The following is a 23,223-nucleotide window of genomic DNA, read 5'->3' as shown; positions in this document are numbered from 1 at the left end:
GGGCTCCTTGCAATTTTGTCAACGGCCGATGCGATGCGCCGAACCCGTGGCGGCGGCGGCGAGGTGGTCGGCGAATTGTTCGACGGCCCGGTCCAGCCGCTCGCTCGTCTCGGCCCCGACGAGCCGCCCGTCCGCGAAGTCTTCGGGGCCGGCATAAATGCCGGTCGCCAGCGTTCGGCATTCGAAGAAGCCGAACAGCGGACGCAGCTGATGTTCGACGACGAGACTATGGCGATGGCCGCCGCCGGTCGCGGCGAGAAGGACTGGTTTGTTCCGCAGCCGGTCTGGATCGATCAGATCGATGAAATGTTTGAACAGGCCCGTGTAGCTGCCCTTGAAGACGGGGCTCGCGACGATCAGCGCGTCGGCGGCCAAAAAGGCCTTGAGCTGCCGGTCGAGCGCCGGTGACTGCTGCGGCCGGCTCGCGACGCCGAAGGTGTCGCCGAGGTCGCCGATGTCGAAGACATGGGACGATCCTGCAAAGCGCTTGACCGCCCGGCTCGCCGCCTCCTCGACAAGTGTGCGGGTTTTGGACGGCTGGCTCCAGGAGCCGGCAAAGCCGACGAAGACAGGGCCGGCTATGGCGCTCTGGCGCAATCGGTGGTCTTCGATGTCGCTCACCACATTGCTCGATGTCTGCAAAACAGCTTGGGATCGGTGCACGGATCGTTCTCCTCTCCGGGATGACGGCACGCCTCTGAGATGTCGATCGCCGAGACGTCGACCCGCTCGGGAGCACTGCGAAGGCCGATTATTGACCATGCCGCGTCCTCCCATGCGCCCGTCATCCAGGCCGCTGCCGCTCCGAATGAGCCAAAAGCTCGTCCATCGATCGACAGCCTAAGACGGAAAATGCATAATGTCTACATATTTTGTAGATATATCAGAATTCCTCTGGTTCGGGCCAAAAAACGCAACCGTGCTCGCGGCGAGGCCGGTTGGCGCGACTGGCATGTGCTCGGCATGCGTTGGGGCGACGTCGTCGTCTCCCTTGCCGGACGGGCGGTGTGGCGCTGGGGCTCGGACGCTACGAGCTTCTATGACATCCCGTTTAGGCCAGCGCCCGGATAGTGCGTCGGCCCGAACATCGGAATCGATTTTCGGCAAAGCACGATGCGTAGAATCAAAGAGTTAGAGCATGCTTTCTGCATCCAAAGGGACGCAGGGCGCTGTAGTGCGTCGCCCGAGACGCGCGGGTTCGAAGACTGAGTTGAACATGTGTCAAACCGATTCGTGCAGCGAGCGTGACCAGCAGGAGCTTGCGGCAGTCGTCGCCGGCGCCGCGTGTGGTTCGAGACCTGTCGCGATGCCCATTTCACAATCCGTGTCACTCGGGCTATGTCCCGTTCGTTGCGTCCGGCTTGGTGGAATGGCTCCCCATCTGGAACGGTTCGGCAGTGATTTCAACGATTTGACGGGATTTGGCTGGGGCGGCAGGATTCGAACCTGCGAATGGCGGCACCAAAAGCCGCTGCCTTACCGCTTGGCGACGCCCCAATGAACCAATGGTCGTGGGCCGGTGTCTTAACGGCTCGGCCGGTGGGATGCAATCCGTCTTGCGATCGGTTCAGGCCGGGCGGGGGCCGAGCTCGACATAGGCCGGGAAGTGCGCGGGAAAGGCCGCGAGCCAGCGGGCGAGCTCCGGGCGCTCGGCGGCGAGCATGCCCTTGAAGCGCAGCTCCATCCAGCCGAGCAAAGCGGCGACGGCGAAATGCGCCGTGGTCAGCCCCTCGGGCAGATCGGCGAGCATCGCCTCCAATGCGTCCAGACCGCGATCGGCCTTACGCATCTGCTTGTCGACCCAAGGCTGATGGCGCTTGTCCTCGGGCCGGTAGCGCTCCTCGTAGACGGCGAGAATCAGCGCGTCGCCGATGCCGTCGGCCGTCGCTTCGATCCGCTTGACCACCGTCCAGCTTTCCAGCGTCTGAGGCACCAGTTGGCCGCCGGTCAGCTTGTCGAAATAGTCGCAGATCACCCCGCTGTCGTAGAGCGCCGTGCCGTCGTCGAGAACCAGCGCCGGGATTTTGCCGAGCGGATTGGCGGTGATGAGGTCGGCCGGCTCGGCCGAGGTGTCGGCGAGGACGCTCTCGATCGGCAGATCGCAATGGTGAGCCGCCATGCGAACCTTGGCGGCAAAGGGCGAGGGCGACGAATAATAGACGCGCATGACGGACATTCAGACCCTTCGGTCAGCCTTTTGAAACGTAGCCCGGATAGGCGTCGCTCGCCGCATCCGGCGGATAGCGACGCAGCGACTGGCAGTTTGCGCCATAGACATGCCAGGTGTCGAGGCCGAGCACGCAGCCCTCGGCCCGCCATCCGCGCACCGGCGAGAACGCGCCGAGGGTGTCGGCGGCCGCGGCAAAGCCCATCGGATATTCGATGACGTAATAGACGGTCCGCCATTGGCCGTCGGAGATCAGCGCCTTGGCCTGGCAGTAGCGGCGCTCGATCGGATTGGGGGCGGGGTAGGGATCGGCGGTGACCTCTGGCTGATAGGCCTTTTCGAACATCCCGGAAAATTCCTGAATGGTCAGTTTGGCCTGCAGCATGCGCGGCGCGCCATATTCGAACTGGCTCTCCACCTCACCCAGCACCGCCGGGCTGTCGCAGGCGGGCACCTTGGCATTGAAGACGGCCGGCGGGCGCAAGGTGCCGAGATCGGCGGCGGCGGCCGGCAGGGTGAGGCCGACGACCGAAGCGGCGCCGATCGCCGAACCGAGAGCTTTGAGCCGCTTCATCATCGCCAACTCCCGCATCCTTTGTGATTGTTTCGCCGAACCTAGCATCGTTTCAACGACCTCTGCGTCAAGCGGGTCGCGATGTCGACACTTTAATCGCGAATGTTGCCGCGTTGCCGCGCCCGAGCACCGGCGCAAGCGTCGACAGGATGGCCGCCGCCTCGTCAGCGAAGACGAAGGGGGGATTGATGACGAACAGGCCGGTGCCGACGAAGCGTTCGTCGGGGCTGAGCGGTTCGCGGAGGAAGGCGACGTCGACCGCTTCGCCGGGTGAAAGCGCCGTCAGCGCCGTGCGCAGCCGTTCGACCATCGCGGGCTTCTTGATCGGATACCAGACCGCATAGGTGCCGCCGCGCCAGCGGCCAAGCGCCTTGGTGAGCCCTGCAACGATATCGTCGATCTCGCTGGTCTTTTCGAAGGGCGGATCGATCAGCACCAGACCGCGCTTTTCCTTCGGCGGCAGATGGGCGCCGAGGGCCAAGAACCCGTCGAGGGCGATCGCTTTGACCGCGATATCGCCGGCAAAGAGGCGCTTCAGCGCGGCGCCGTCCTCCGGGTGTAGCTCATAGGCCGAGAGCCGGTCCTGCTCGCGCAGGAGACGCCGAGCGATCAGCGGCGAGCCGGGATAGCGGCTGGCCTGGAACGCGGGCGCGACGATCTGCCAGTAATCCGCCAGAAACGGGTCGGCCCGGATTGCCGGGGCGGCGGCGGCAAGCGCCGCGATTCCACTTTGATATTCCCGCGTGCGCTCGGCCGCCTCTGCGGCGAGGTCGTAGAGGCCGGGCCCGGCATGGGTGTCGAAAATCCGGATCGCGCCCTCTTTCTTCTGGAGATAGCGGACCAGACGGCAAAGCAGGGCGTGTTTGACGACATCGGCGAAGTTGCCGGCATGAAAGGCGTGGCGATAGTTCAACGGGCCTCATTCCCTCTCAACACGAGCCGGTGCGCGGCACCCTTGTCGGGTCACCGATGGCGAACACAACGTTCATTGCGCTTTTCGCACCGCTGCAGCGCACCACATTGGCGAACAACTGTTTTCGTCAAAGGCGGTGCGTTCCGCGCCGCTGCAATCAGGGACTTGCGCTATCATGAAGCATGATCATCTCCTACAGCCCTTCGATGTCGGGCCGGTCTCGCTGGCGAACCGGGTCGTCATGGCACCGCTGACGCGCTGCCGGGCGACGAGCGACGGTGTACCGAAAGACATGCACGCCGAATATTACCGCCAGCGTGCCGGCGCCGGCCTTATCATCTCCGAGGCCACCAACATCTCGCCCGAGGGGCGCGGCTATGCTTGGACGCCGGGCATTTTTTCCGACGAACAGGTGGCGGCCTGGACAAAAGTCACCGATGCGGTCCATGCGGCGGGCGGCAAGATGGTGCTGCAGCTTTGGCATGTCGGCCGGGTGTCGCATCCTGATCTGCAGCCGGGCGGCGCGCTGCCGGTGGCGCCATCGGCGATCAAGCCTGAGATGAAGGCCTTCACCGAGGACGGCTTCAAGGACATGGTGGCGCCGCGGGCGCTCGCGGCGAGCGAATTGCCGCGGGTCGTCGAGGACTATGTGAAGGCCACCGAGAACGCCAAGCGGGCCGGGTTTGACGGCGTCGAGATCCATTCGGCCAACGGCTACCTGCTTGACCAGTTCCTGCGCGACGGGGCCAACAAGCGCACCGACGACTATGGCGGCTCGATCGAAAACCGCATGCGATTTCCGCTGATGGTGGTTGACGCGGTCACCAAGGTGTTCGGGCCGGAACGCACCGGCATCCGCATCTCGCCGGTGTCGCCGGCCAACGACCTGACCGATTCCAACCCCGAGGCGCTGTTCACCGCATTCGTCGAGGAGCTGTCGAAGCGCAAGCTCGCCTATCTTCATGTGGTCGAAGGTGCGACCCGGGGCGATCGCGATCCGCATGCGTTCAAGGCCTGGGCGCTGCGGCAGCATTTCGACGGCGTCTATATGGGCAATAACAACTACACGCCGGATCTCGCCGAGGAGCGGCTCGCCAAGGGCGAGATCGATCTGGCCTGCTTCGGTCGGCCGTTCATTTCCAATCCGGATCTGGTGACGCGGATCCGACTGGGAGCGCCGCTCGCCGAATGGGACGAAGCGACCTTCTATGGCGGCGACGAGACCGGCTATCTCGACTATCCGGCCCTCACCGAAGAGGAAAAGGCCCGTTACGCCAGCGCGGCGTAAGCCGATCTCGACAGACGATCGACCGGCGGAGCAGGGCTTTCCGGCCGATCGTCCACCAGTTGCAACACGGTTCTGCTGAGCTGAGCGGAATGGGCCTTGTCGTTTAAGACGCAGTTGGGCTTACACCTTGCCCCAGACGGCGTTCGCGACCTCGACGCAGCGCTCCAGCTTGCGCCACTGGTCGTCCTCCGAAAGATCGTTGCCGTGTGCGGTGGAGGAAAAGCCGCATTGGTGCGACAGGGCGCATTGGTCGAGGTCGACGAATTGCGCGGCCTCGTCGATGCGCCGTTTGACGCGATCGGCCGGCTCGACGGCCGCCGACTTCGACGACATCAGGCCGAGCACCACCGTCTTGCCTTTCGGCATGTGGCGCAGCGGCGCGAAATCGCCGGAGCGCTCGTCATCATATTCGAGGAAGAAGCCGTCGATCGCCATTTCGTTGAACAGGATTTCGGCGACCGGCTCGTAGCCGCCTTTCGCAACCCAGGCGCTCTTGAAGTTGCCGCGGCACAGATGCACCGAGATCACCATGTCGGACGGGCGATCCTTGATCGCGTCATTGACCAGCTTGCAGTAGAGACGGGTCAGATCGTCCGGATCGTCGCCGCGTTTGGCGGTGCGCTCGCGGATTTCCAGGTCGCAGAGATAGGCAAGATTGGTGTCGTCCATCTGCAGATAGCGGCAGCCGCGATCGGCGAGATCCTGGATTTCCGCGCGATAGGCGGTGGTCAGATCGTCATAGAAGGCTTCCAGGTCCGGATAGGCGCTCTTCGAGATGGCGTCGCGCCCACCGCGGAAATGCAGCATCGAGGGCGCCGGGATCGAGACCTTCGGCGTTTCGGTGACCACCGATTTCAGAAAGTCGAAATCGGCGCCCTGGATCGGCTGCGCGTGGGTGATCTTCTCGTTGATGTGCATGGTCGGCGGCGCGAAGCCGACCTCGGTGCCGTCATCCTTGCGGAAATGGGTCTTGAATTCGCCATAGGTGACGTCGACGCCATCGAGCTTTTCCAGAAAATCCACATGGAAGAAGGTGCGACGGAATTCACCGTCGGTGATCCCTTTGAGGCCGACATCCTGCTGGCGCTTGACCACCGTGCGAATGCAGTCGTCCTCGAGGGCGCGCAGCTCTTCTGCGGCAAGCTTGCCATCGGCGAAAGCGGCGCGGGCCGCTTGCAGGCGCTCGGGCCGCAGGAAGCTGCCGACATGATCGGCCTTGAACGGAGGTGGGGTCATCGTGTCCTGCCTTGAGAGTGTGATTGCGATGGGGCAGCCGTCAACGGGGCCAAGTGGAGCGCCGATCTAATGCGCCAAGGCGCCAAGGTGGGAAATAGCAAGCCAAGCCGAGGGCCATGCCGACTCGAAAAACTGAGTAATAAAAGCCATCAAAAAAGTCAGGTTTTCGACAGACCTGCTGATCGCAATTTGGGCAACGGTCGAACAGCACGACCGGCGTCTCATCGTGCCGTTGCGTTGCGGGAAGGTTTCAGTTTGGCCGGCTTCTGGTGCGCGGGTTGTCCTGATCGGGGCGAACAGAAAAAGGCCCGGCGTGAGGGCCGGGCTTTGGAAAGGCGGCGACGGCCTCGGCCCTTTGGCCGGTCGTGTCACGCCGCCGGTGGCGGCGCAAACGTTTCCTTGAGCTTCTTCGACAGATCCTTGAAGGGATTGGGTGAGGCCTGGGAGCCGGGGGCCTGGATCAGAAAGTCGTAGATGTGCGGCACCAGATCCACCGCCTGGTCGAGGGTGGCGTCAGACCCGCGGGTGTAGCCGCCGAGAAGGCGCAGATCGCGGGTGTCCTCGAAGCGAGCGACCATCGCCCGCAGCCGCGTTACCAGTTCGCGCTCCTGGGCGTTCCAGGCGCGATCGGCGAGACGTGAGATCGACTTCAGCACGTCGACGGCCGGAAAGCGGCCCTGTTCGGCGATCGCCCGGTCGAGCACGATATGGCCGTCGAGCGTGCCGCGGATCGCATCGGCGATCGGGTCGTTGTGGTCGTCGCCGTCGACCAGCACCGAGAACACGCCGGTGATCGTGCCCGAGCCCTCCAGACCGGGCCCCGCCCGTTCCAAAAGCTGCGGCAGTTCGGAAAAGACGCTGGGCGGGTAGCCGCGCGCCACCGGCGGCTCGCCGGCCGCCAGCGCGACGTCGCGCGCCGCGTGGGCAAGGCGCGTGACGCTGTCGATGATCAGAAGGACGTTTTCGCCTCGGTCGCGATAGTATTCGGCGATGGCGGTCGCGGTTTTCGGGGCGAGGCGCCGCATCATCGGGCTCTCGTCGCCGGTCGCGACCACCGTGACCAGCTTGTCGAGGCCGCCGGCCATGGTTTCTTCGAGGAATTCGCGCACTTCGCGGCCGCGCTCGCCGACCAGCGCGACGACCGCCGTGTCGAAGCCCTCGGCCCGCGACAGCATGCCCATCAGGGTCGACTTGCCGACGCCCGAGCCGGCGAAAATGCCGATCCGCTGCCCCTTCACCAGCGGGGTGAAGATATCGATGGTGCGAATACCGGTCTGCACCGCCTGGCCAACCCGTCCGCGCTTCAAGGCTGGGGGCGGTGAGCCGTCGGCGATCCGCTCCTCTTCGCCCTTCTCCAGTGGGCCGCGGCCGTCGACCGGTTGCCCGAAAGCGTTGACTACGCGGCCCTTCCAGTCGTTGGTCGGGGCGACCGTGTAGGGGCCGATGCGCCGGGCCGGGCTTTTCACGCCGAGCGTCGAGCGAATGCCAAAGGGCTTGACCGTCAGGCTGTCGGATTCGATGCGAACGACCTCGCCGATCTCCTCACCGCCGCTGCCGGGGCAGGCGATGCAATCGCCGAGCCGGACGAAGGGCGACAGCCCCGCGACCCGGAACGCCTGCGAGCCGACATCGACGATTCGGCCAGACACGGCGAGGCGCGGTGCATCGAGCCGGGCGGCGAGATCGGGGGTCTTCTCGCTGGTCAGGCTCACTTCGGATTCCCCAGTGTCTGGATGGCTTCGCCGAGGCTGTGCTCATTGGTTTGGGTGAGGTTGGCGGCGTTTTCGAAAGCGCGCTGCAAGGCGATCAACCGGGTCATCTCCATGATCGGATTGACGTTCGAGCCCTCGACAAAGCCCTGCATGACGCCGACGCGGGAAAAGTCGAGCGCCGGCTGCGCCGGCTGATCGGGGATGACGCCAGACGTATCGGAGCGTGTCAGCTTGGCGGTTGCCGGGATCGAAAACAGACCGACGGCGCCGAGCTGGCGGCCGTTCTGGGTGATCATGCCATCGCGGGCAATCGTGACCGCCCCGCCATTCGGATCGACCTGCAGCTGTGCGCCGCCGGCATCGAGTAGCGGATGGCCGGTGAGGGTTTCGATCGTACCGCCTTGATTGATGCGCATGCGCCCGTCGCGGGTGTAGACGGTGGCGCCGTTTGCCCCCTGAAAAGCGAAATAGGCGTCGCCCGATACTGCCATGTCGAGCGGATTGCCGGTCTGGGTCAACTCGCCGTTGCGCGTCGAGATAAAGCTCTTGCCCTCGGAGGCCATGCTGACCGAAGGGGCGCCGAAGCCGTCGCCTGGTTTCAGCATCTCGTCAAACTTCACCTCTTCGGCACGGAAGCCGACAGTCCGAATGTTCGCGAGGTTGTTGGCCAGGGTGTCGAGCCGGCGCTCGATCGCCATCTGGGCCGAGAGCGCGACTGGGAGCGAAGACTGCATTGTCATCCTCTTCGCAGTGGAAATCGATTGCCGCGGAAAACGCCGGAGTGAAAAGGGCGTATTCCCTTCCGGACGATGGCAACCTGCCTGCCCAGCCTTGTCTCAGACTGGCCCGTTGAGAGTCCGATGACTTCGGATGTGACGTATCGGCGCTTCGGATAAGGCTCGCACAAGCGCTTGTGTCTTAGGCCAGTGTCCAGAACAACGCGTTTTCGAGGGCGAAATGGGAATTCTCATCGGACTGGTCGTGGCTTTGGGCTGCCTTCTCGGCGGCTTCACCGCGATGGGCGGCCATCTCTCGGTGCTCGTCCAGCCCTTCGAATACATCATCATTCTGGGCACTTCGCTCGGGACCTTCGTGATTTCCAACTCGGGCAAGACCATCAAGGACACCGGCAAGGCGATGGGCGACGCCTTCAAGAACAAAGTGCCGAAGCAGAAGGACTATCTCGAGGTCCTCGGCCTTCTGCACAATCTGATGCGCGAGATGCGCTCGAAGTCGCGCAGCGAGGTCGAAGCCCATATCGACGACCCAGCGGAATCGACGATTTTCCAGGCCTATCCGAACATCATTAAGGATACGCCGATGCTCCACTTTATCTGTGACTATGCGCGGTTGATTATCATCGGCAACGCCCGGCCCCACGAGATCGAGGCGCTGATGGAGGAAGAGATCCAGACCATCCACCACGACCTGCTCAAGGCCAAGCACGCGCTGCAGGATGTGGCCGACGGCCTGCCGGCGATCGGCATCGTCGCCGCGGTTCTCGGCGTCATCAAGGCGATGGGTGCCCTCGACCAGTCGCCGGAGGTGCTCGGCCATCTGATCGGCGCTGCCCTGGTCGGCACCTTCGCCGGCATCTTCTTCTCCTACGGGGTGTTCGCGCCGATTGCCGCAAAGATCAAATATGTCCGCGAAAAGAAGGTTCGCGTCTTTGTCATCGTGAAGGCGACGCTGATCGCCTACATGAATGGCGCGATGCCTCAGGTGGCGCTCGAATACGGCCGCAAGGTGATCTCGGCGGCGGACCGCCCGAGCATCGACCAGGTCGAAAACGAGACCATCGGCGGTGGCGCGGGTGCTTGACGCCATGAGCGACGTCGCCTTCGCATCCGGTCCTGCGGAAATTCATGCCCGCCTAAAGAGCGCCACCGAGCTCAACCCCGCCAAGCTGTCACGCCTGCCGTATCTGTGCGAGGCCTGGGAAGACGATCTGAACGGCCGGCTGCGAGAACTCGCCTCGCGGCCGATCGCGGTCAGCTATCAGCAGTGCGAGGTCGAGAACCCGCCGGACGCGGATGATGCCGCGCTGGCCGACGCGCTGATCGCACCGCTTCTGTCCAACCGCTTCATCCGCCCGGGCTACGTCATCGCCGACCGCAAGACGATCGAAGTGATTATTGCGAGCTTCCTCGGCTGCGAGCCTTCGGAGGATCTCGCCAAGTCGCGTGAGCCGACGGCCCTCGACAAGCATTTCATGCGCCTGTGTTTTGCCCGGGTGATGGAGACGGGCGTGCGGGTCTTCAAGGCGATGGCCGACTTCGAATTGTCGCTCGGCGATTTTGGCTCGGCCGCCGATCTTGCGCAGACGATCGGCGACGAGCCAGAGCGCTATTTCGTCTTCCGCTTCGAGATCGCCATGGGGGCATTCGCCGCGCCGATTGCGGTCGCCATGCCGCTGTCGTTCTTCACCCCTCATCGCCGCTTCCTCACCGACGTGCCGAAGAAGCCGGCAATCGACATCGACGACGCCTGGCGCAAGGGGATCGAAGCCAGCTTTGCCCAAAGCGATCTCAGGGTTGAGGCGGTGCTGTGCAAGAAGAAGATCCCCTTGTCGGCGGTCGCCCGTTTCACGGTTGGGGCGACGGTCGAGCTCGATGTCGGACTGACCAGCCTCATTCCGCTCGAATGCGAGGACCGGCCGCTGTTCCGCGCCCAGGTCGGCCGCTCCCGCGACAATTACGTCGTGCGGGTGGAAGAGCGAATCGATCCCGAACAGGAGTTCATCGATGACATCCTATCTGATTGATTTCCTGCTGGTGATCGCGCTGGTCGTCACGGCGATGCGTTGCGGGCGGCTGCACAAGGAGCTGCGCGCGTTGCGCGACACCGGCCTTGCCGAGGCGATCGCCAATGCCGAATTGTCGCTCAATCGCGCCGCCGAAGCGCTGGTGGCGATGCGGCACGAGGGCATCGAAACCGCCCGCGATTTGGAGTGCCGGGTGGTCGAGGCCCGTGGCTTGGCCGACGAACTTTCCGGTCTTGTCGCCGACGCCCGGGTTGAGCCGCAGGTCCACGTCGCGGCCAATACGGGCGCAACGGCCGTGCATGATCCGTATCGCGACATTTTCGCCGAGGTTCATGACAGGCTTCACGCCAGTCTGGCCCGCTAATCCAAACCCGTGCGGCATGATGCGGCCAGTTCGGTCGTCGGCCCTATGACCTTGAAAAGAGTGAGCCATGATTGACTCCGAACTCGACCTTGATCTTGAAGAGTCCGACGAGGACGAGGATTCCGAACTCGGCGATTTCCAGACGCCGTCGGGCTTTGATCCGTCGGCTGCAATGGCCGGTCTGGGCGGGGATGCCGATGAGGAAGACGAGGACGAGCACGTCGCTGCAGAACCTGCTTCGGAGCATATCGACCTTGACCTCGTCATGGACGTTCCCGTGACCATGCAGGTGGTTCTCGGCTCCGCGACGATGCCGGTCGCGAACATCCTGAAGCTCGGCCGCGGCGCCGTCGTCAAGCTCGACACCAAGGTTGGTGATCCCGTCGACGTCGTCGTCAACGGCCGCATCGTCGCCCGCGGCGAGATCGTGGTGATCGATAAGGAAGAGCAGCGTTTCGGCATCACCCTCACCGATGTCGCCAAGCCTGGCTCCAAGCTCCAGGCCCACAAGTCGAGAGCCGCATAGGCCATCATGTCGATCGTTGCTTCATTCTCCGACGAATCGAGCCTGCCCGAAAGCGGCAGCGCGCGTGCGGCCATCCTGCTGCTCGCGCTCGGCGCGGAGGGGGCGGGGCGGCTTTTAAAGCACCTGTCGCCCGAAGAAATTCGGGTGCTGCGGGCCAGCGCGGCCGCCTTGTCGACAGTCGGGCCGGAGCAGATCGACGAGGTCGTCGATGAATTTCAAAGCTACTTCAAGCGCGGCGCGGCACTGACCGGGCCCGGTAAAGAGATGGCCGAACTGCTCGAAAGCGCATTGTCGCGCGAGCAGTACATCTCGATCTTCGATCCCGACAGCCAGGACACGGCGCTTGCCGATCTCGTCGAGATCAATGGCGATGGCAACGTTTGGGAAGCGGTCGCCGGGGTTGAACCGACCAAGCTGGCGGAAAAGCTCCTGCCGGAGCACCCGCAGATGGTGGCGATCATCCTCGCCCGTGTTCAGCCGGAGACGGCCTCGCAGATCGTGCGTGTGTTCGAGCCGGCGATGCGCAACGACATCATGACCCGCATCTTGACCTTGAAGCCGCTGCCCCAGACCGTGCAGTCGGTCCTCGAGACACAGATTCGGCGGCATTTCCTGGTTGGGTCCGGTGACGCGGAAGAGGGCGGCAGCCACGCCTTCCTTGCCGAGATCGTCAACCGGCTCGATAAGGATTCCTCCGACGCGGTGCTGGAGTCGCTGCGGGCCAACCGCCCGAAGGACGCCGAAGCGCTGGAGAAGTTGCTCTTTGCCTTCGACGATCTGCCGTCGCTGCCGCTCAAGTCGCGCCTGACATTGTTCGATGCCGTGGCGCCGGACGTTTTGATCCGGGCGCTGCGCGGTGCCACCGGCGATATCATCGAACTCGTTCTGTCCTCGCTTGGCGCTCGCGCCCGGCGCATGGCCGAGGCCGAGCTCAAGCAGGAGGCCACCGTCCAGAAGGCCGAGATCGAGGCGGCCAAGCGCGACATCGCCAAAACCGCCTTGCGTCTGGCCGGCGAAGGCAAGCTCGCCTTGCGTGAGCAGCCGGACGATGAGGATTGAGGCTGCACCGCGCCCTCGTCGGCGCGATCGTAACTGTTGCGCAACCCTAATCCAACGCGCCGGCCTTACAATTCATCCAACGTCAACGGCTTGAGGGAGTAAATCGTTGGCGGACGAGGATCGATCCTCAAAGACAGAAGAGCCGACGGAAAAGAAAATCCGTGACACCGTCGAGAAGGGGAACCTTCCGGTCTCACGCGAAGCTCCGATCTTGGCGTCTCTTCTGGCCACGATGGCCTTCTTCGTCTTTCAACTGAAGGACGGCGCGGCGCATCTGCTCCTCGCTCTCGAATCGACGATGGAGAACCCGCTCCAATGGCAGCTGGGTACGGGTGCCGATGCGCTGCATGTTCTTGAGATGTTTGCCGTCCAGATGGGACAGTTCATTCTCCCCGCGACCTTGTTCCTCATGGTCGGCGGCGTTTTGGCCTCGCTTTTGCAAAATCCGCCTCAAATCAATTTTGAGCGGATCCGTCCCAAGGCCTCGAACGTTTCGATGGCGTCCGGCTTTCGCCGAATCTTCGGCTTCAAGGGGGTAACGGAGTTCGGCAAGGCCATGTTCAAGTTCATTGCCATTGGCGTGGTCGTCGCGACGATCCTCGTTTCAGGTTTCCCAACGATGATGGAGGCCATGCAGGCCGATCCGGTCCTGTTGCCGGAACTGATCCTGCACATGGCGATGAAGCTGCTGTCGGGCGTTTCGATCGCGACCATCCTCTTGGTCGCCGCCGATATCGGTCTGTCGCGCATGCATTGGCGCCGTGATCTGATGATGACCAAGCAGGAGATCAAGGAAGAGGCCAAGCAAATGGAGGGCGACCCGATGGTCAAAGCCCGCCAGCGGCAGGTCGCGCGCGAGCGCGCCAAGCGCCGGATGATGAGCGACGTGCCGAAGGCGACTCTGGTGATTGCCAACCCGACCCACTACGCCATCGCGCTGCGCTACGTGCGCGAAGACGGGGGCGCACCGGTCGTCGTTGCCAAGGGCACCGACCTTGTCGCGCTGAAGATTCGCGAGATTGCCGAAAGCAATGACGTCCCCGTGATCGAAGACAAGCTCTTGGCAAGGTCGATGTATGATCATGTCGAAATCGACCAGATGATCCCGCCACAGTTTTTCAAGGCCGTCGCTGAAATCATCTATTATCTGTATACTCGGTCGGGAACCAAAATGGGAGTTGCCACGGCTTAGCCATGCTCGACATCAGAAAAAGATCGACCATGTCGCGCGAGCGTGCGCTCGCCGACGGTATCAAAGAAGTGGCTGCCGAGCTTCGTCTGGTCGACGTTGTCGACTATGTGGCGTTTCTTCGGCTCGAACATTACGGCAATTTGGCTGATATCGTCTCTTCGTCCTCCGAACTGTACCTCAAACCGGGGGTCTTGCGCTTCGCCGACGGCGGGGAGGTGCGGCTGAAATGGGGCGAGGTTCCAGTGATCATCCTGGCGCTGGAATTTCGCCATGCGGGCGTCACGGCGCATCTGCATCTGGAGCTCGGCGCCACCACCGCGGCCGTTGATATCGTCCATGTCAGCTATGACGAGCGGCCGGTCTCTCAGGACGAAGAACTCGTTCTGTTGAAGAACGCAATCGCCGACGCGCATCTGAAACCGGCGGCCTGACCTGTCGGCTTGCGCCGCACGCGGCAAAAAAGTCCGGGTCGGTTTTCGATCCGGACGGCGCGTCAATTTAACGGCGTTCGCGCGTCCGATGGACCGGACGCCGCATCGCTCGTCCAGAGCTTCGCGCGCGTCAAGATATTCCGGACGAGCGCTCCGGGTCCATCATCTCCATCCGCATGCTGGATCGCTCATCGAGGGCAATAGTCCGTTCGACGCTTGAACTCGGCGGCCGGGTCGCCGCGGGGCGGGGCTTTGCCGAACTTCCGGGGCGGGTAGCCTTCGAACCCTTTGCAATTTGCGCCACGGGCTGACTTCGGGTCGGCTGTCCGCCCTCGGCCATTGGTCGATCTGCCGGTGGACACTGAATGTCTGCGACCCATGCAAGTCATTCTGAAAATCACCTCCAGAAGCGTTTGGCGCTGAAGCTTTCGTGAGGGATTTCATCGATCGCGGCGGGGCTCGTCTACAAGTTTCGGACAAGTGCGTCCGCATAGAAGCGGCAAGAGACCAGCAAACGGAAGTCTTGCCATGGACAACGCCTATCTCTTCGGGATCGCTTCGCAGCGAAACGCATGGTTGACGGCGCGCCAGACCGTGGTGGCCGAAAACGTCGCCAATGCCAACACGCCCGGCTACAAAACCAAGGAAATCGCCCCGTTCGAGGACGTCATGAAGGACGTCGGCCTGCGGATGACAGCCAGCACCGATTCCGCGCTGTCTTTCGGCACTGGCCTGAGCGAGGGCATTGCGCGCACCGGCCAGGAGGATTGGAGCGTCAAGACGTCCGACAAGAGCGTCACCCTTGAAAAAGAGATGCTGAAGGGGGGCGAGATCTCCCGCGATTATTCGCTCAATTCGCAGATCATGCGGGCCTTTCATCGCATGATCATCGAGACCGTGAAGGGCTGATCCGCAATGATGGACCCGATGATCTCGTCGCTGAAGATCGCCTCCAGCGGTCTCTCCGCGCAGTCGACCCGCCTGCAGGTCGTCTCGGAAAATATCGCGAACGCCAACACGACGGGCGACACTGCCGGCAGCGATCCCTATCGCCGCAAAATTGTGACGTTCCAGTCGGAACTCGATCGCCTGACCGGCGCAGATCTCGTCAAGGTCGCCGATGTGGGACGCGACCAAAGCCCGTTCATCGTCGAGCGCGATCCGGGCAATCCGGCTGCCAATGCCGACGGCTACGTCAAAATGCCGAACGTCAACATGTTGGTCGAAATGGCCGACATGCGCGAGGCCAACCGCTCCTATGAGGCCAACCTCCAAGTGGTGAAGCAGGCTCGCGAACTCATCAACATGACCATCGATCTTCTCAGGAGCTGATCATGATTCCAGCCATCGGATCGAGCTTGCCGACCGTCGGTCTGGCGCCGACCAGCGCCATCGCCACCGGCGCCACGGGCGGTTCCAGCGACATCGCCGGCGGCCAGAGCTTCGGCGCCATGCTGACCAAACTCGCCAGCGACGCGGTGTCGACCGTCAAGACGGCCGAAGCGACCTCGATCAAGGGCGTCAACGGCCAGGCCTCCACCCAGGCCGTCGTCGAGGCGGTGATGGATGCCGAGCGCACCCTGCAAACCGCGATCGCCATTCGCGATAAGGCGGTCTCGGCCTATCTCGAACTCTCGCGCATGGCGATCTGACTTGGCGCGCTCGGCGGATGACGGCGCTTTGCCGCGCCCCGCCGGACGCTTTCAGGCTCCGCTTTAGGGGCCGCGTTCTTCCCGTCCGACGGGCCGCGCCCAAAGGCCGTTTCGCGACGAACCACTCACGGAGTTTCTTATGCGCGCATTGGCCATCGCCGCCACCGGCATGAATGCCCAGCAGACCAATGTCGAGGTGATCGCGAACAACATCTCGAACATCAACACCACGGGCTTCAAACGCTCACGGGCGGAATTCACCGATCTGCTCTATCAGGTCGAGCGGGCGCAAGGCGTGCCCAATCGCGGCGGCGCCGGCGTGGTGCCGGAGGGCGCGCAGCTTGGCCTCGGCGTGCGGCTCGCCGCGATCCGCACCGTGCATCTTCAGGGCACGCTGAACCAGACCGGCAATAAGTTTGACGTCGCCATCAACGGCAATGGCTGGTTCCAGGTCCAGGGGCCGAACGGTGATACGCTCTACACCCGTGACGGCGCCTTCAACACCAACGCCAACGGCCAACTCGTCACCCTCGACGGCCTGACGGTCGATCCCGGTATCACCGTACCGGCGAACACGACCCAGGTGGTCATCAACGGCAGCGGCGAGGTCTATGCGACGATCGCCGGGCAGACGGCGCCCCAGTTGCTTGGCCAGTTGACCATCTCAACTTTCCCGAACGACGCTGGCCTCTCGGCCCAGGGCGGCAATCTGTTTCGCGAGACGACGGCGTCCGGTGCGCCTGTCGCCGGCGTTGCCGGTCAGAATGGTGTTGGCAGTATCGAACAGGGCTATCTGGAAGATTCCAACGTCGACCCGGTCAAGGAAATCTCCGAGCTGATCTCGGCCCAGCGCGCTTACGAGATGAATTCGAAGGTGATCACCGCCGCCGACGAAATGTCCAGCGTCATTTCCAAAGGCATGAGGTAAACATCATGCGCCGCAGCTCGCCTCAGCCCGGTCGCCTTCGCGGTCTTTTCGGTCGTCTGTTGGCTTTTGCGATTCTCGCCTCGGCATCGGCCGGCCTCAGCCCGGCCGCGGCTGCCGAACTGGAGCTGCCGGTTCCGTCAACGGTCATCTATCCCGGTGAGAGCATCATCGATCACGGGCTGTCCACGGCCCCATTCATCGTCAAGGACGATAAGGTCGATCTCTTCGTTCTCGATCCGAAGACTTTGGAGGGCATGGTCGCCAAGCGCACGCTGCTGCCGGGCAATGCCATCCGCCTCAGCGACATCGCCTTGCCGAATCTCGTGAAGGCCGGCTCGCAGGTGAAGATGATCTATCAGACAGCCGGCCTCGTCATTACCGGCCTTGGCACCGCGCTTCGCTCCGGGGCCGTGGGTGACCAGGTCAAAGTGCGCAATCTCGACAGCGGTCTCGTCGTTTCAGGCGTGGTCGAGGCCGACGGAACCATCAGGATCCAGGGATGAGCGTTCTGAAGATCGCACGGGCCGTCTGCGCGCTGCTGTTTCTGGTGCAGACCGCAAACGCGGCAGACATGATTGCCAGCCGCGATGTGCGGGCCGAGCGCAGCTTCAACGAGCCGTTCCATCCGGTGCGGGGCGATCCGGCGTCGGCCCGTGGCACGGTGCGGATCAAGGACATCACCTCGGTGCGCGGCGTGCGATCCAACCAGCTGGTCGGCTACGGTCTCGTGGTCGGTCTGCAGGGGACGGGCGACTCGATGCGCAACTCGCCCTTTACCGAACAATCGCTGCAGTCGATGCTCGATCGCATGGGGGTCAACATACGCTCCCAGAATTCCCGCGGCAAGAATGTCGCGGCCGTCACCGTGACCGCGGAGCTGCCGGCCTTTATCGGCACTGGCGAGAAGATCGATGTGACAGTTTCCTCGTTGGGCGATGCCGCGTCGCTGATGGGCGGGACGTTGGTGATGACGCCGCTCTATGGCGCCGATGGCGAGATCTATGCCGTCGCCCAGGGCTCCGTCGCGGTCTCCGGCTTCACGTCGGAAGGCGACAGCGAGAAGCTGACCCAAGGTGTGCCGACGAGCGGGCGGATCGCCAACGGTGCCCTTGTCGAACGCGAGGTGCCCGGCTCCTTCAACGATAGCGGCCGGCTCTCCCTCGAGCTCTTCAACCCGGACTTCAAGACCGCGATCCGCGTCGTCGATGTCATCAACGACTTTGCCGTCAAACGCTGGGGCATCGCCGTCGCTCAGGAAGAAGACTTGCGGACGATTCATCTGCATCGTCCGAAGAAGGTCTCGCCTGTCCGCTTCTTGGCCGAAATCGGTGAATTGCGGATCGCCCCGGATCAGCCCGCCCGCGTCGTCATCGACGAGCGCACCGGCACGGTGGTGATCGGCAAGGACGTTCAGATTTCGACGGTGGCCCTCACCCAGGGCAATCTGACGGTCCGGGTCAGTGAGCTGCCGTCTGTCTCCCAGCCGCCACCGCTGTCCGACGGTCAGACGGTGGTGACCTCCGAAACGCTCGTGCAGGCGCAACAGGACGGCGGCAACTTCGCCTTCGTCGGAGGAGCCGATCTCGAAACGGTGGTGCGCGGCCTCAACCGGATTGGCCTGAAACCGACCGGAATCATCGCGATCCTCCAGGCGATCAAAACGGCCGGCGCTCTGCAAGCAGAATTGGTGGTGCAATGATGACAACCGTTCAAAAACCAATCCTCGCCCTCTCGGTTCTGGCCGCGGCGATCGCGCTGCCGCTCTCCGTCACCGAAGCCGGCGCCGCAGGTGCCGGCTCAAATGCCAAGGTCAAGCCCGTGATCCCGCCGCAGGAGGTGCGCGTTCTCGATGAGAACGGCAATCCGGTGCCAGGCCCCAAGCCGACGACGGAAGTCGAAAAATATTGTCTTAACATCGCCGATCGCGCCCAGGATAAGCGATATGCGCTGCAGCAGGCGAAGCTGAAGGATCTCGAAGGAAAGATCGTCACCCAGATCAACGAACTCGAAAAGCGTCAGGCCGATTACAAGACTTGGCTGGCCGAGCGCAAAAAGTTCCTCGACAGCGCCTCGGTCATCGTCGTCAACATCTATTCCAAGATGAGCGCCGAAGCGGCCGCAGGGCAGCTCGCCAAGCTCGATCGTGACGAGGCTGCGTCGATCCTCGTCAAGCTGAAGCCGCGCCAGGCCAGCTCGATCCTTTCCGAAATGGACGTCAGCACCGCGGCGGAAATCGCCGGCCGGATTGTCAAGAAGACGGCCGCCGGCGGCGACAGTGGCTCCTCCGGCAAGGAGAAACAGACGTGAATCACGCTGGTGTCCTGTCCGTCGTCGCACTGGCGGCGCTTGCGGGGTGTTCGACGACAAAAGAGGATGCGCTGCGTCAGCCGCATCTGTCGCCGGTCGGTTCAGGCCTGGCCCAATACCCGGCCGTCAATGTCGAGCCGGCGGCCTTTCCGTCGTCGGGGCCGAGTTCGCGGCATTCGCTGTGGACCGACACCCGCGCGGATTTCTATCAGGATCCGCGGGCGCTGAACGTCGGCGACATCGTCACCGTCAAGATCGAGATCAGCGACCAGGCCTCGCTCGACAACAACTCCGAGCGCTCGCGCACATCCGGCATCGGCTCGACGCTGGGCCTCAGCGGCGCGCTCGGCAAATGGGTGCTGCCGACCGTCGACACCACCCTGTCGGCCGACGGCAAATCAGAGAGCGAGGGCAAGGGCAAGGTTGCGCGGTCGGAAAAGATCAAGCTGTCGATCGCCGCCGTCGTCACGCAGAAGCTGCCGAACGGCAATCTTTTCATCTCCGGCCAGCAGGAAGTTCGGGTGAATTTCGAGGTTCGGGTTCTGTCGATCGCCGGCATTATCCGGCCGCGCGACATTTTGCCCAACAACACGATCGATTACGACAAGATCGCCGAGGCCCGCATCTCCTATGGCGGTCGTGGCCGTCTGACCGAGGTGCAGCAGCCGGGCTGGGGGCAGCAGATTTACGATATCGTCGCGCCTTACTGAGGCGAGACGGTTGTTTCAGCCAGAATTCTATCATCGGCCGCCGGTCGGGTTTTCCCGGCCGGCGGTTGTCGGTTGCAAGCAAGATTGGAGAAGGACGCAAGTCTCGCGATAGCAAGGCGGGGTATCGCAGGCCAATCGGCAATTTCGTGAGGGTCATGACGACCCGCGACGCCGGCCTGGTAGCGGAAAGGCTTTGCTCGCATGTCCGAGATCGACCTCCCGGAACTCGAAGACGGCAACAAGAAGGGCGGCATGATGCCGACCATCCTCGCCGTCGTCGTGGTCACGCTCGTCGCTGCCGGTGGCGGGGCAGGGCTCGGGATGATGCTGGCGTCCTCCACGCCGCCGCCGGCGGCAGCCGAGCCGGCCGCTGACCCGAAAGCCGGCGATCACGCGGCCGAAGCCGCCGATAAGTCCGATATCGCTGACGCGGAGAAGGGCAAGACGCCGCTCCAGCTGATCGAGCTCAAGCCGGTGCTGACCAATATCTACGCGCCAGACGATGCCTGGCTTCGCATTGAAGCCTCGATTGTCCTGAAGAAGGACGACAAGGTGAATGCCGACGTCTTGGCCGCGGAGATCGAGGCCGACACGCTGGCGTTTCTGCGCTCGGTTCAGCTTTCTCAGATCGAGGGCTCGCGCGGCCTTTTGCATCTGCGGGATGATCTGCGTGAGCGCGCCAAGCTCCGCTCCCCGGACGTCGTCGACTACCTCATTCGCACGATGGTGGCGGAATGAGACGCGGGCTTCTGACCGCCGCGCTCTCGACGCTCGTCCTGTTCGCCGCGGCGCATCCCTCGCATGCGCAGACCTCCACCGTCGCGCAGACCCTGTCGCAGCTTCTGCCGGCCGGCGAAGGCTCGGTGTCTGGCCGGATCGTCCAACTCTTCGGCATCGTCACGGTGCTGTCGATCGCGCCGGGTCTGTTGGTGATGGTCACCTCCTTCACCCGGATCGTCATCGCCTTGTCGATCCTGCGCTCGGGGCTCGGCTTGCAGACGACGCCGGCCAATCTGATCCTGATCTCGCTGGCGTTGTTCATGACCTTCTTCGTCATGGCGCCAACCTTCGACAAGGCCTGGCGTGACGGCCTGCAGCCATTGCTCAACAATCAGATCACCGAAGAAGAGGCGTTCTATCGGATTTCCGATCCCTTCAAGGACTTCATGCTGACCCAGGTGCGGCCCGAGGATTTGGCGCTGTTCGACAATCTGGCCACTGCGAACAGCCGCAGCCGGGTCGAGGCGCCGGAGCAGGGGGCGGCCGACGAGCGCGATGTCGATCTACGGATCTTGATCCCCGCTTTTATGATTTCCGAGCTGCGCCGCGGCTTCGAAATCGGCTTTCTCATCGTCCTTCCCTTCCTGGTGATCGACATGATCGTGGCAACGCTGACGATGTCGATGGGGATGATGATGTTGCCGCCGACAATCATCTCTCTGCCGTTCAAGATTTTGTTCTTTGTGTTGATCGATGGCTGGAACATGCTTGTCGGCTCGCTGGTCAGATCTTTTTTCTGACGATACGGAATCGTGCAGCCCGGCTTTAACCGCCATTTAACGTTAAAAAACTAGGTTAATGCCCATCGGCGCCGGCATGATGCGAGGGCCTTTAGAGATGGCGGACCCCAATGACGGGGGCGGCTCGCCAATAAAGGTTGATTAGTATGACGAGTATCATCACCAACGTCGCCGCGATGACGGCTCTGCAGACGCTTCAGCATACCAACAAGATGCTGGAGGAAACGCAGAACAAGATCTCGACGGGCTATCGCGTCGCCGAGGCCAAGGACAACGCCGCCTACTGGTCGATCGCGACCGGCATGCGCTCGGACAATTCGGCCATGTCGGCGGTCTACGACTCGCTTGGCATCGGCGAGGCGACGGTCGACTCGGCTTATACGGGCCTGTCTTCGGCCAAGGACGTTCTCGACGAGATCAAGGCCAAGCTGACCGCCGGCGCCGCCGACGGCGTCGACAAGTCGAAGGTGCAGGACGAAATTACCGCCCTGCAGCAACAGCTCAAGACGATCGCCGACTCCTCGTCCTTCTCCGGTCAGAACTGGCTGTCGACCGGCTCGTCCTCGGCGCTCAGCAAGCAGATCATCTCGTCGCTGTCGCGTGACACCAGTGGTGCGCTCACGGTCGGCACGATCACCGTCGACATCACCAATGTGCGGCTGTTTTCGGACGACGGCGCCGGCACCAACACCGGCATCTTGAACAAGACGATCGATCTGACCCAGTTCACCCACAATTCGGGTGTCGCCTCGACGGTCGAAACGACCAATGTCAACTTTGGTACGGCCGATAAGGTCAGCTTCTCGGTGAAGCAGAATGGCGCTGCCGCGCGCACGGTCGAAATCACCGCGAAGACCCTCGACGAAGCCGGGCTCAACGGTCAGTCTATCCGGTCGAACGCCGATCTCGCCTCGGTCCTGACCCAGGCGCTGAAGGATGCCGACATCCAGGGCATCGCCGTCAACGTCAATTCGACTGGCAACGTCGTCTTCACCTCGACCAGCGACTTCACCATCAGCCCGGCCTCCGACACCTCCGCATCCGGCGGCACGGCAGGCACGACCGCGGCCGCGCTCGGTCTCGCCACCACCAACGTCGCCACCAGTTCAGCCTCGGCCGGCGCCACCTCGGTGGTCGATATCGACATTTCCTCGGCGACCTCCACCGACATCAACAACTACATCCGCGTCGTCGATGCGGCGCTGTCCCAGGTGACCTCGGCCGCTTCGACGCTGGGCGCCATCCAGAACCGCGTCGATATGCAGAAGGACTTCGTTTCGAAGCTGATGGATACCATCGACAAGGGCGTGGGGACGCTGGTGGACGCCGACATGACGGAAGAGTCGACCCGCTTGAAGGCGCTGCAGACGCAGCAGCAGCTGGGCGTGCAGGCGCTGTCGATCGCCAACACCTCCAGCCAGGCGATCATGCAGCTCTTCAAGGGCTGATCTCCACGACACGGCGACTGGTTTTGGTGGCAAGGGCCGCTCCGATCGGGGTGGCCCTTTTCATTTGCGCGCTCGCCGCCTTTTCTTTTATCGCGCCAGATTTGATTAACTATGTCTCTTCCGGTGGAGTTAACTATAGAAAATCCTATTTGAATAAATAAGTTAGTGGATTGGTTCAATTAAGGGATCGGAAGGGATGCGTGCCCCATGCTCTATTCATAGCGAGGCAGTCGACGGTGAACAGACTGCAGGCATGATGCCGCGTCGCTATACCGGCCGATCCGGAGTGTCCCAATTCTTGTAATTGCGTATGGGACGCAGATTATGACCAGCATCAACACCAATACTTCCGCGATGACGGCGCTGCAGAGCCTGCAGATGATCAACTCCTCGTTGGAAGACACCCAGGCCCGCATCTCGACCGGCTACCGC

General features: G+C 62.9%; 26 protein-coding genes, 1 tRNA gene and 1 pseudogene. 20 read left to right on the top strand and 8 right to left on the bottom strand.

What is annotated here, in order from left to right; translation table 11 throughout:
• Positions 1 to 18 precede the first annotated feature (18 nt).
• The 5 genes from J1C48_RS00135 to J1C48_RS00115 all read right to left on the bottom strand — a co-directional run bounded on the left by J1C48_RS00135 (position 19) and on the right by J1C48_RS00115 (position 3,654).
• A complete protein-coding gene (locus tag J1C48_RS00135; RefSeq protein WP_231081498.1) occupies positions 19 to 621 on the bottom strand; it encodes an NAD(P)H-dependent oxidoreductase in 603 nt (200 codons plus the stop codon).
• 801 nt (positions 622 to 1,422) lie between these two features.
• Positions 1,423 to 1,497 (bottom strand) — tRNA-Gln (locus tag J1C48_RS00130).
• 70 nt (positions 1,498 to 1,567) lie between these two features.
• Positions 1,568 to 2,167 (bottom strand): glutathione S-transferase, encoded by a 600-nt coding sequence (locus J1C48_RS00125; protein WP_207256095.1) that lies wholly within the window; start codon positions 2,165 to 2,167, stop codon positions 1,568 to 1,570.
• A gap of 22 nt (positions 2,168 to 2,189) precedes the next feature.
• Positions 2,190 to 2,744 carry a hypothetical protein gene (locus tag J1C48_RS00120; protein ID WP_231081533.1) on the bottom strand — a complete coding sequence of 185 codons (555 nt, stop codon included), beginning with the start codon at positions 2,742 to 2,744 and terminating at the stop codon, positions 2,190 to 2,192.
• Positions 2,745 to 2,808: 64 nt separating this feature from the next.
• Positions 2,809 to 3,654 (bottom strand): 23S rRNA (adenine(2030)-N(6))-methyltransferase RlmJ, encoded by an 846-nt coding sequence (locus J1C48_RS00115; protein ID WP_207255617.1) that lies wholly within the window; start codon positions 3,652 to 3,654, stop codon positions 2,809 to 2,811.
• A 175-nt stretch (positions 3,655 to 3,829) separates the two neighbouring features.
• Here J1C48_RS00115 and J1C48_RS00110 point away from each other — a divergent pair, with 175 nt between their 5' ends.
• On the top strand, positions 3,830 to 4,942 hold the full coding sequence (locus tag J1C48_RS00110) for an alkene reductase (protein WP_207255616.1): 1,113 nt from the start codon (positions 3,830 to 3,832) through the stop codon (positions 4,940 to 4,942).
• A gap of 120 nt (positions 4,943 to 5,062) precedes the next feature.
• Here the strand turns inward: J1C48_RS00110 and J1C48_RS00105 are convergent, their stop codons facing one another.
• The 3 genes from J1C48_RS00105 to flgF form a co-directional block, all read right to left on the bottom strand.
• On the bottom strand, positions 5,063 to 6,178 hold the full coding sequence (locus J1C48_RS00105; protein WP_207255615.1) for a 5-methyltetrahydropteroyltriglutamate--homocysteine S-methyltransferase: 1,116 nt from the start codon (positions 6,176 to 6,178) through the stop codon (positions 5,063 to 5,065).
• A 368-nt stretch (positions 6,179 to 6,546) separates the two neighbouring features.
• Positions 6,547 to 7,884, bottom strand: coding sequence for a flagellar protein export ATPase FliI (gene fliI / locus J1C48_RS00100; RefSeq protein WP_207256094.1), 1,338 nt, complete (start codon positions 7,882 to 7,884; stop codon positions 6,547 to 6,549).
• A gap of 2 nt (positions 7,885 to 7,886) precedes the next feature.
• Positions 7,887 to 8,624, bottom strand: coding sequence for a flagellar basal-body rod protein FlgF (gene flgF / locus J1C48_RS00095; protein ID WP_207255614.1), 738 nt, complete (start codon positions 8,622 to 8,624; stop codon positions 7,887 to 7,889).
• 223 nt (positions 8,625 to 8,847) lie between these two features.
• Between flgF and motA the strand changes: the two genes are divergently transcribed.
• The 19 genes and pseudogenes from motA to J1C48_RS18785 all read left to right on the top strand — a co-directional run.
• The gene (gene motA / locus J1C48_RS00090) at positions 8,848 to 9,711 is read left to right on the top strand and encodes a flagellar motor stator protein MotA (RefSeq protein WP_207255613.1); all 864 of its coding nucleotides are present in this window, start codon (positions 8,848 to 8,850) and stop codon (positions 9,709 to 9,711) included.
• Positions 9,695 to 10,654, top strand: coding sequence for a FliM/FliN family flagellar motor switch protein (locus J1C48_RS19140; RefSeq protein WP_207255612.1), 960 nt, complete (start codon positions 9,695 to 9,697; stop codon positions 10,652 to 10,654). The genes motA and J1C48_RS19140 overlap by 17 nt, the downstream gene beginning before the upstream one ends.
• Positions 10,635 to 11,018, top strand: coding sequence for a hypothetical protein (locus J1C48_RS00080; RefSeq protein ID WP_207255611.1), 384 nt, complete (start codon positions 10,635 to 10,637; stop codon positions 11,016 to 11,018). Before J1C48_RS19140 ends, J1C48_RS00080 begins: the two co-directional genes overlap by 20 nt.
• 172 nt (positions 11,019 to 11,190) lie before the next feature.
• Entirely contained in the window at positions 11,191 to 11,544 is a 354-nt protein-coding gene (gene fliN / locus J1C48_RS00075; protein ID WP_207256093.1) for a flagellar motor switch protein FliN, read from the top strand.
• A gap of 6 nt (positions 11,545 to 11,550) precedes the next feature.
• Positions 11,551 to 12,603 carry a FliG C-terminal domain-containing protein gene (locus tag J1C48_RS00070; RefSeq protein ID WP_207255610.1) on the top strand — a complete coding sequence of 351 codons (1,053 nt, stop codon included), beginning with the start codon at positions 11,551 to 11,553 and terminating at the stop codon, positions 12,601 to 12,603.
• A gap of 106 nt (positions 12,604 to 12,709) precedes the next feature.
• On the top strand, positions 12,710 to 13,795 hold the full coding sequence (gene flhB, locus J1C48_RS00065; protein WP_207255609.1) for a flagellar biosynthesis protein FlhB: 1,086 nt from the start codon (positions 12,710 to 12,712) through the stop codon (positions 13,793 to 13,795).
• Between the two features lie 29 nt (positions 13,796 to 13,824).
• Positions 13,825 to 14,226, top strand: coding sequence for a hypothetical protein (locus J1C48_RS00060; RefSeq protein ID WP_207255608.1), 402 nt, complete (start codon positions 13,825 to 13,827; stop codon positions 14,224 to 14,226).
• A 528-nt stretch (positions 14,227 to 14,754) separates the two neighbouring features.
• Positions 14,755 to 15,135 (top strand): flagellar basal body protein, encoded by a 381-nt coding sequence (locus J1C48_RS00055; protein WP_207255607.1) that lies wholly within the window; start codon positions 14,755 to 14,757, stop codon positions 15,133 to 15,135.
• Positions 15,136 to 15,141: 6 nt separating this feature from the next.
• Positions 15,142 to 15,558, top strand: coding sequence for a flagellar basal body rod protein FlgC (gene flgC, locus J1C48_RS00050; RefSeq protein WP_207255606.1), 417 nt, complete (start codon positions 15,142 to 15,144; stop codon positions 15,556 to 15,558).
• A 2-nt stretch (positions 15,559 to 15,560) separates the two neighbouring features.
• Entirely contained in the window at positions 15,561 to 15,878 is a 318-nt protein-coding gene (fliE, locus tag J1C48_RS00045; RefSeq protein ID WP_207255605.1) for a flagellar hook-basal body complex protein FliE, read from the top strand.
• Between the two features lie 139 nt (positions 15,879 to 16,017).
• The gene (flgG, locus tag J1C48_RS00040) at positions 16,018 to 16,806 is read left to right on the top strand and encodes a flagellar basal-body rod protein FlgG (RefSeq protein ID WP_207255604.1); all 789 of its coding nucleotides are present in this window, start codon (positions 16,018 to 16,020) and stop codon (positions 16,804 to 16,806) included.
• Between the two features lie 59 nt (positions 16,807 to 16,865).
• Positions 16,866 to 17,309: a flagellar basal body P-ring formation chaperone FlgA gene (flgA, locus tag J1C48_RS00035; RefSeq protein WP_231081495.1), complete on the top strand. Its 444-nt coding sequence runs from the start codon at positions 16,866 to 16,868 to the stop codon at positions 17,307 to 17,309.
• On the top strand, positions 17,306 to 18,505 hold the full coding sequence (gene flgI, locus J1C48_RS00030) for a flagellar basal body P-ring protein FlgI (RefSeq protein ID WP_231081494.1): 1,200 nt from the start codon (positions 17,306 to 17,308) through the stop codon (positions 18,503 to 18,505). The genes flgA and flgI overlap by 4 nt, the downstream gene beginning before the upstream one ends.
• Positions 18,502 to 19,113: a MotE family protein gene (locus tag J1C48_RS00025; RefSeq protein WP_207255602.1), complete on the top strand. Its 612-nt coding sequence runs from the start codon at positions 18,502 to 18,504 to the stop codon at positions 19,111 to 19,113. The genes flgI and J1C48_RS00025 overlap by 4 nt, the downstream gene beginning before the upstream one ends.
• Positions 19,110 to 19,823, top strand: a complete 714-nt coding sequence (gene flgH / locus J1C48_RS00020) for a flagellar basal body L-ring protein FlgH (protein WP_207255601.1) — start codon at positions 19,110 to 19,112, stop codon at positions 19,821 to 19,823. Before J1C48_RS00025 ends, flgH begins: the two co-directional genes overlap by 4 nt.
• A gap of 201 nt (positions 19,824 to 20,024) precedes the next feature.
• The gene (locus J1C48_RS00015) at positions 20,025 to 20,561 is read left to right on the top strand and encodes a flagellar basal body-associated FliL family protein (RefSeq protein WP_207255600.1); all 537 of its coding nucleotides are present in this window, start codon (positions 20,025 to 20,027) and stop codon (positions 20,559 to 20,561) included.
• Positions 20,558 to 21,343: a flagellar type III secretion system pore protein FliP gene (gene fliP / locus J1C48_RS00010; protein WP_207255599.1), complete on the top strand. Its 786-nt coding sequence runs from the start codon at positions 20,558 to 20,560 to the stop codon at positions 21,341 to 21,343. Before J1C48_RS00015 ends, fliP begins: the two co-directional genes overlap by 4 nt.
• Positions 21,344 to 21,489: 146 nt before the next feature.
• Positions 21,490 to 22,791 (top strand): flagellin N-terminal helical domain-containing protein, encoded by a 1,302-nt coding sequence (locus tag J1C48_RS00005; RefSeq protein ID WP_207255598.1) that lies wholly within the window; start codon positions 21,490 to 21,492, stop codon positions 22,789 to 22,791.
• Between the two features lie 324 nt (positions 22,792 to 23,115).
• Positions 23,116 to 23,223: pseudogene (locus tag J1C48_RS18785) on the top strand (flagellin); the annotation flags it as partial.

The sequence above is a fragment of the Jiella flava genome, assembly GCF_017349315.1.
Classification (GTDB): domain Bacteria; phylum Pseudomonadota; class Alphaproteobacteria; order Rhizobiales; family Rhizobiaceae; genus Jiella; species Jiella flava.
The sequence above is the reverse complement of the archived record's forward strand: the minus strand, read 5'-3'. Positions and strand labels throughout refer to the sequence as shown.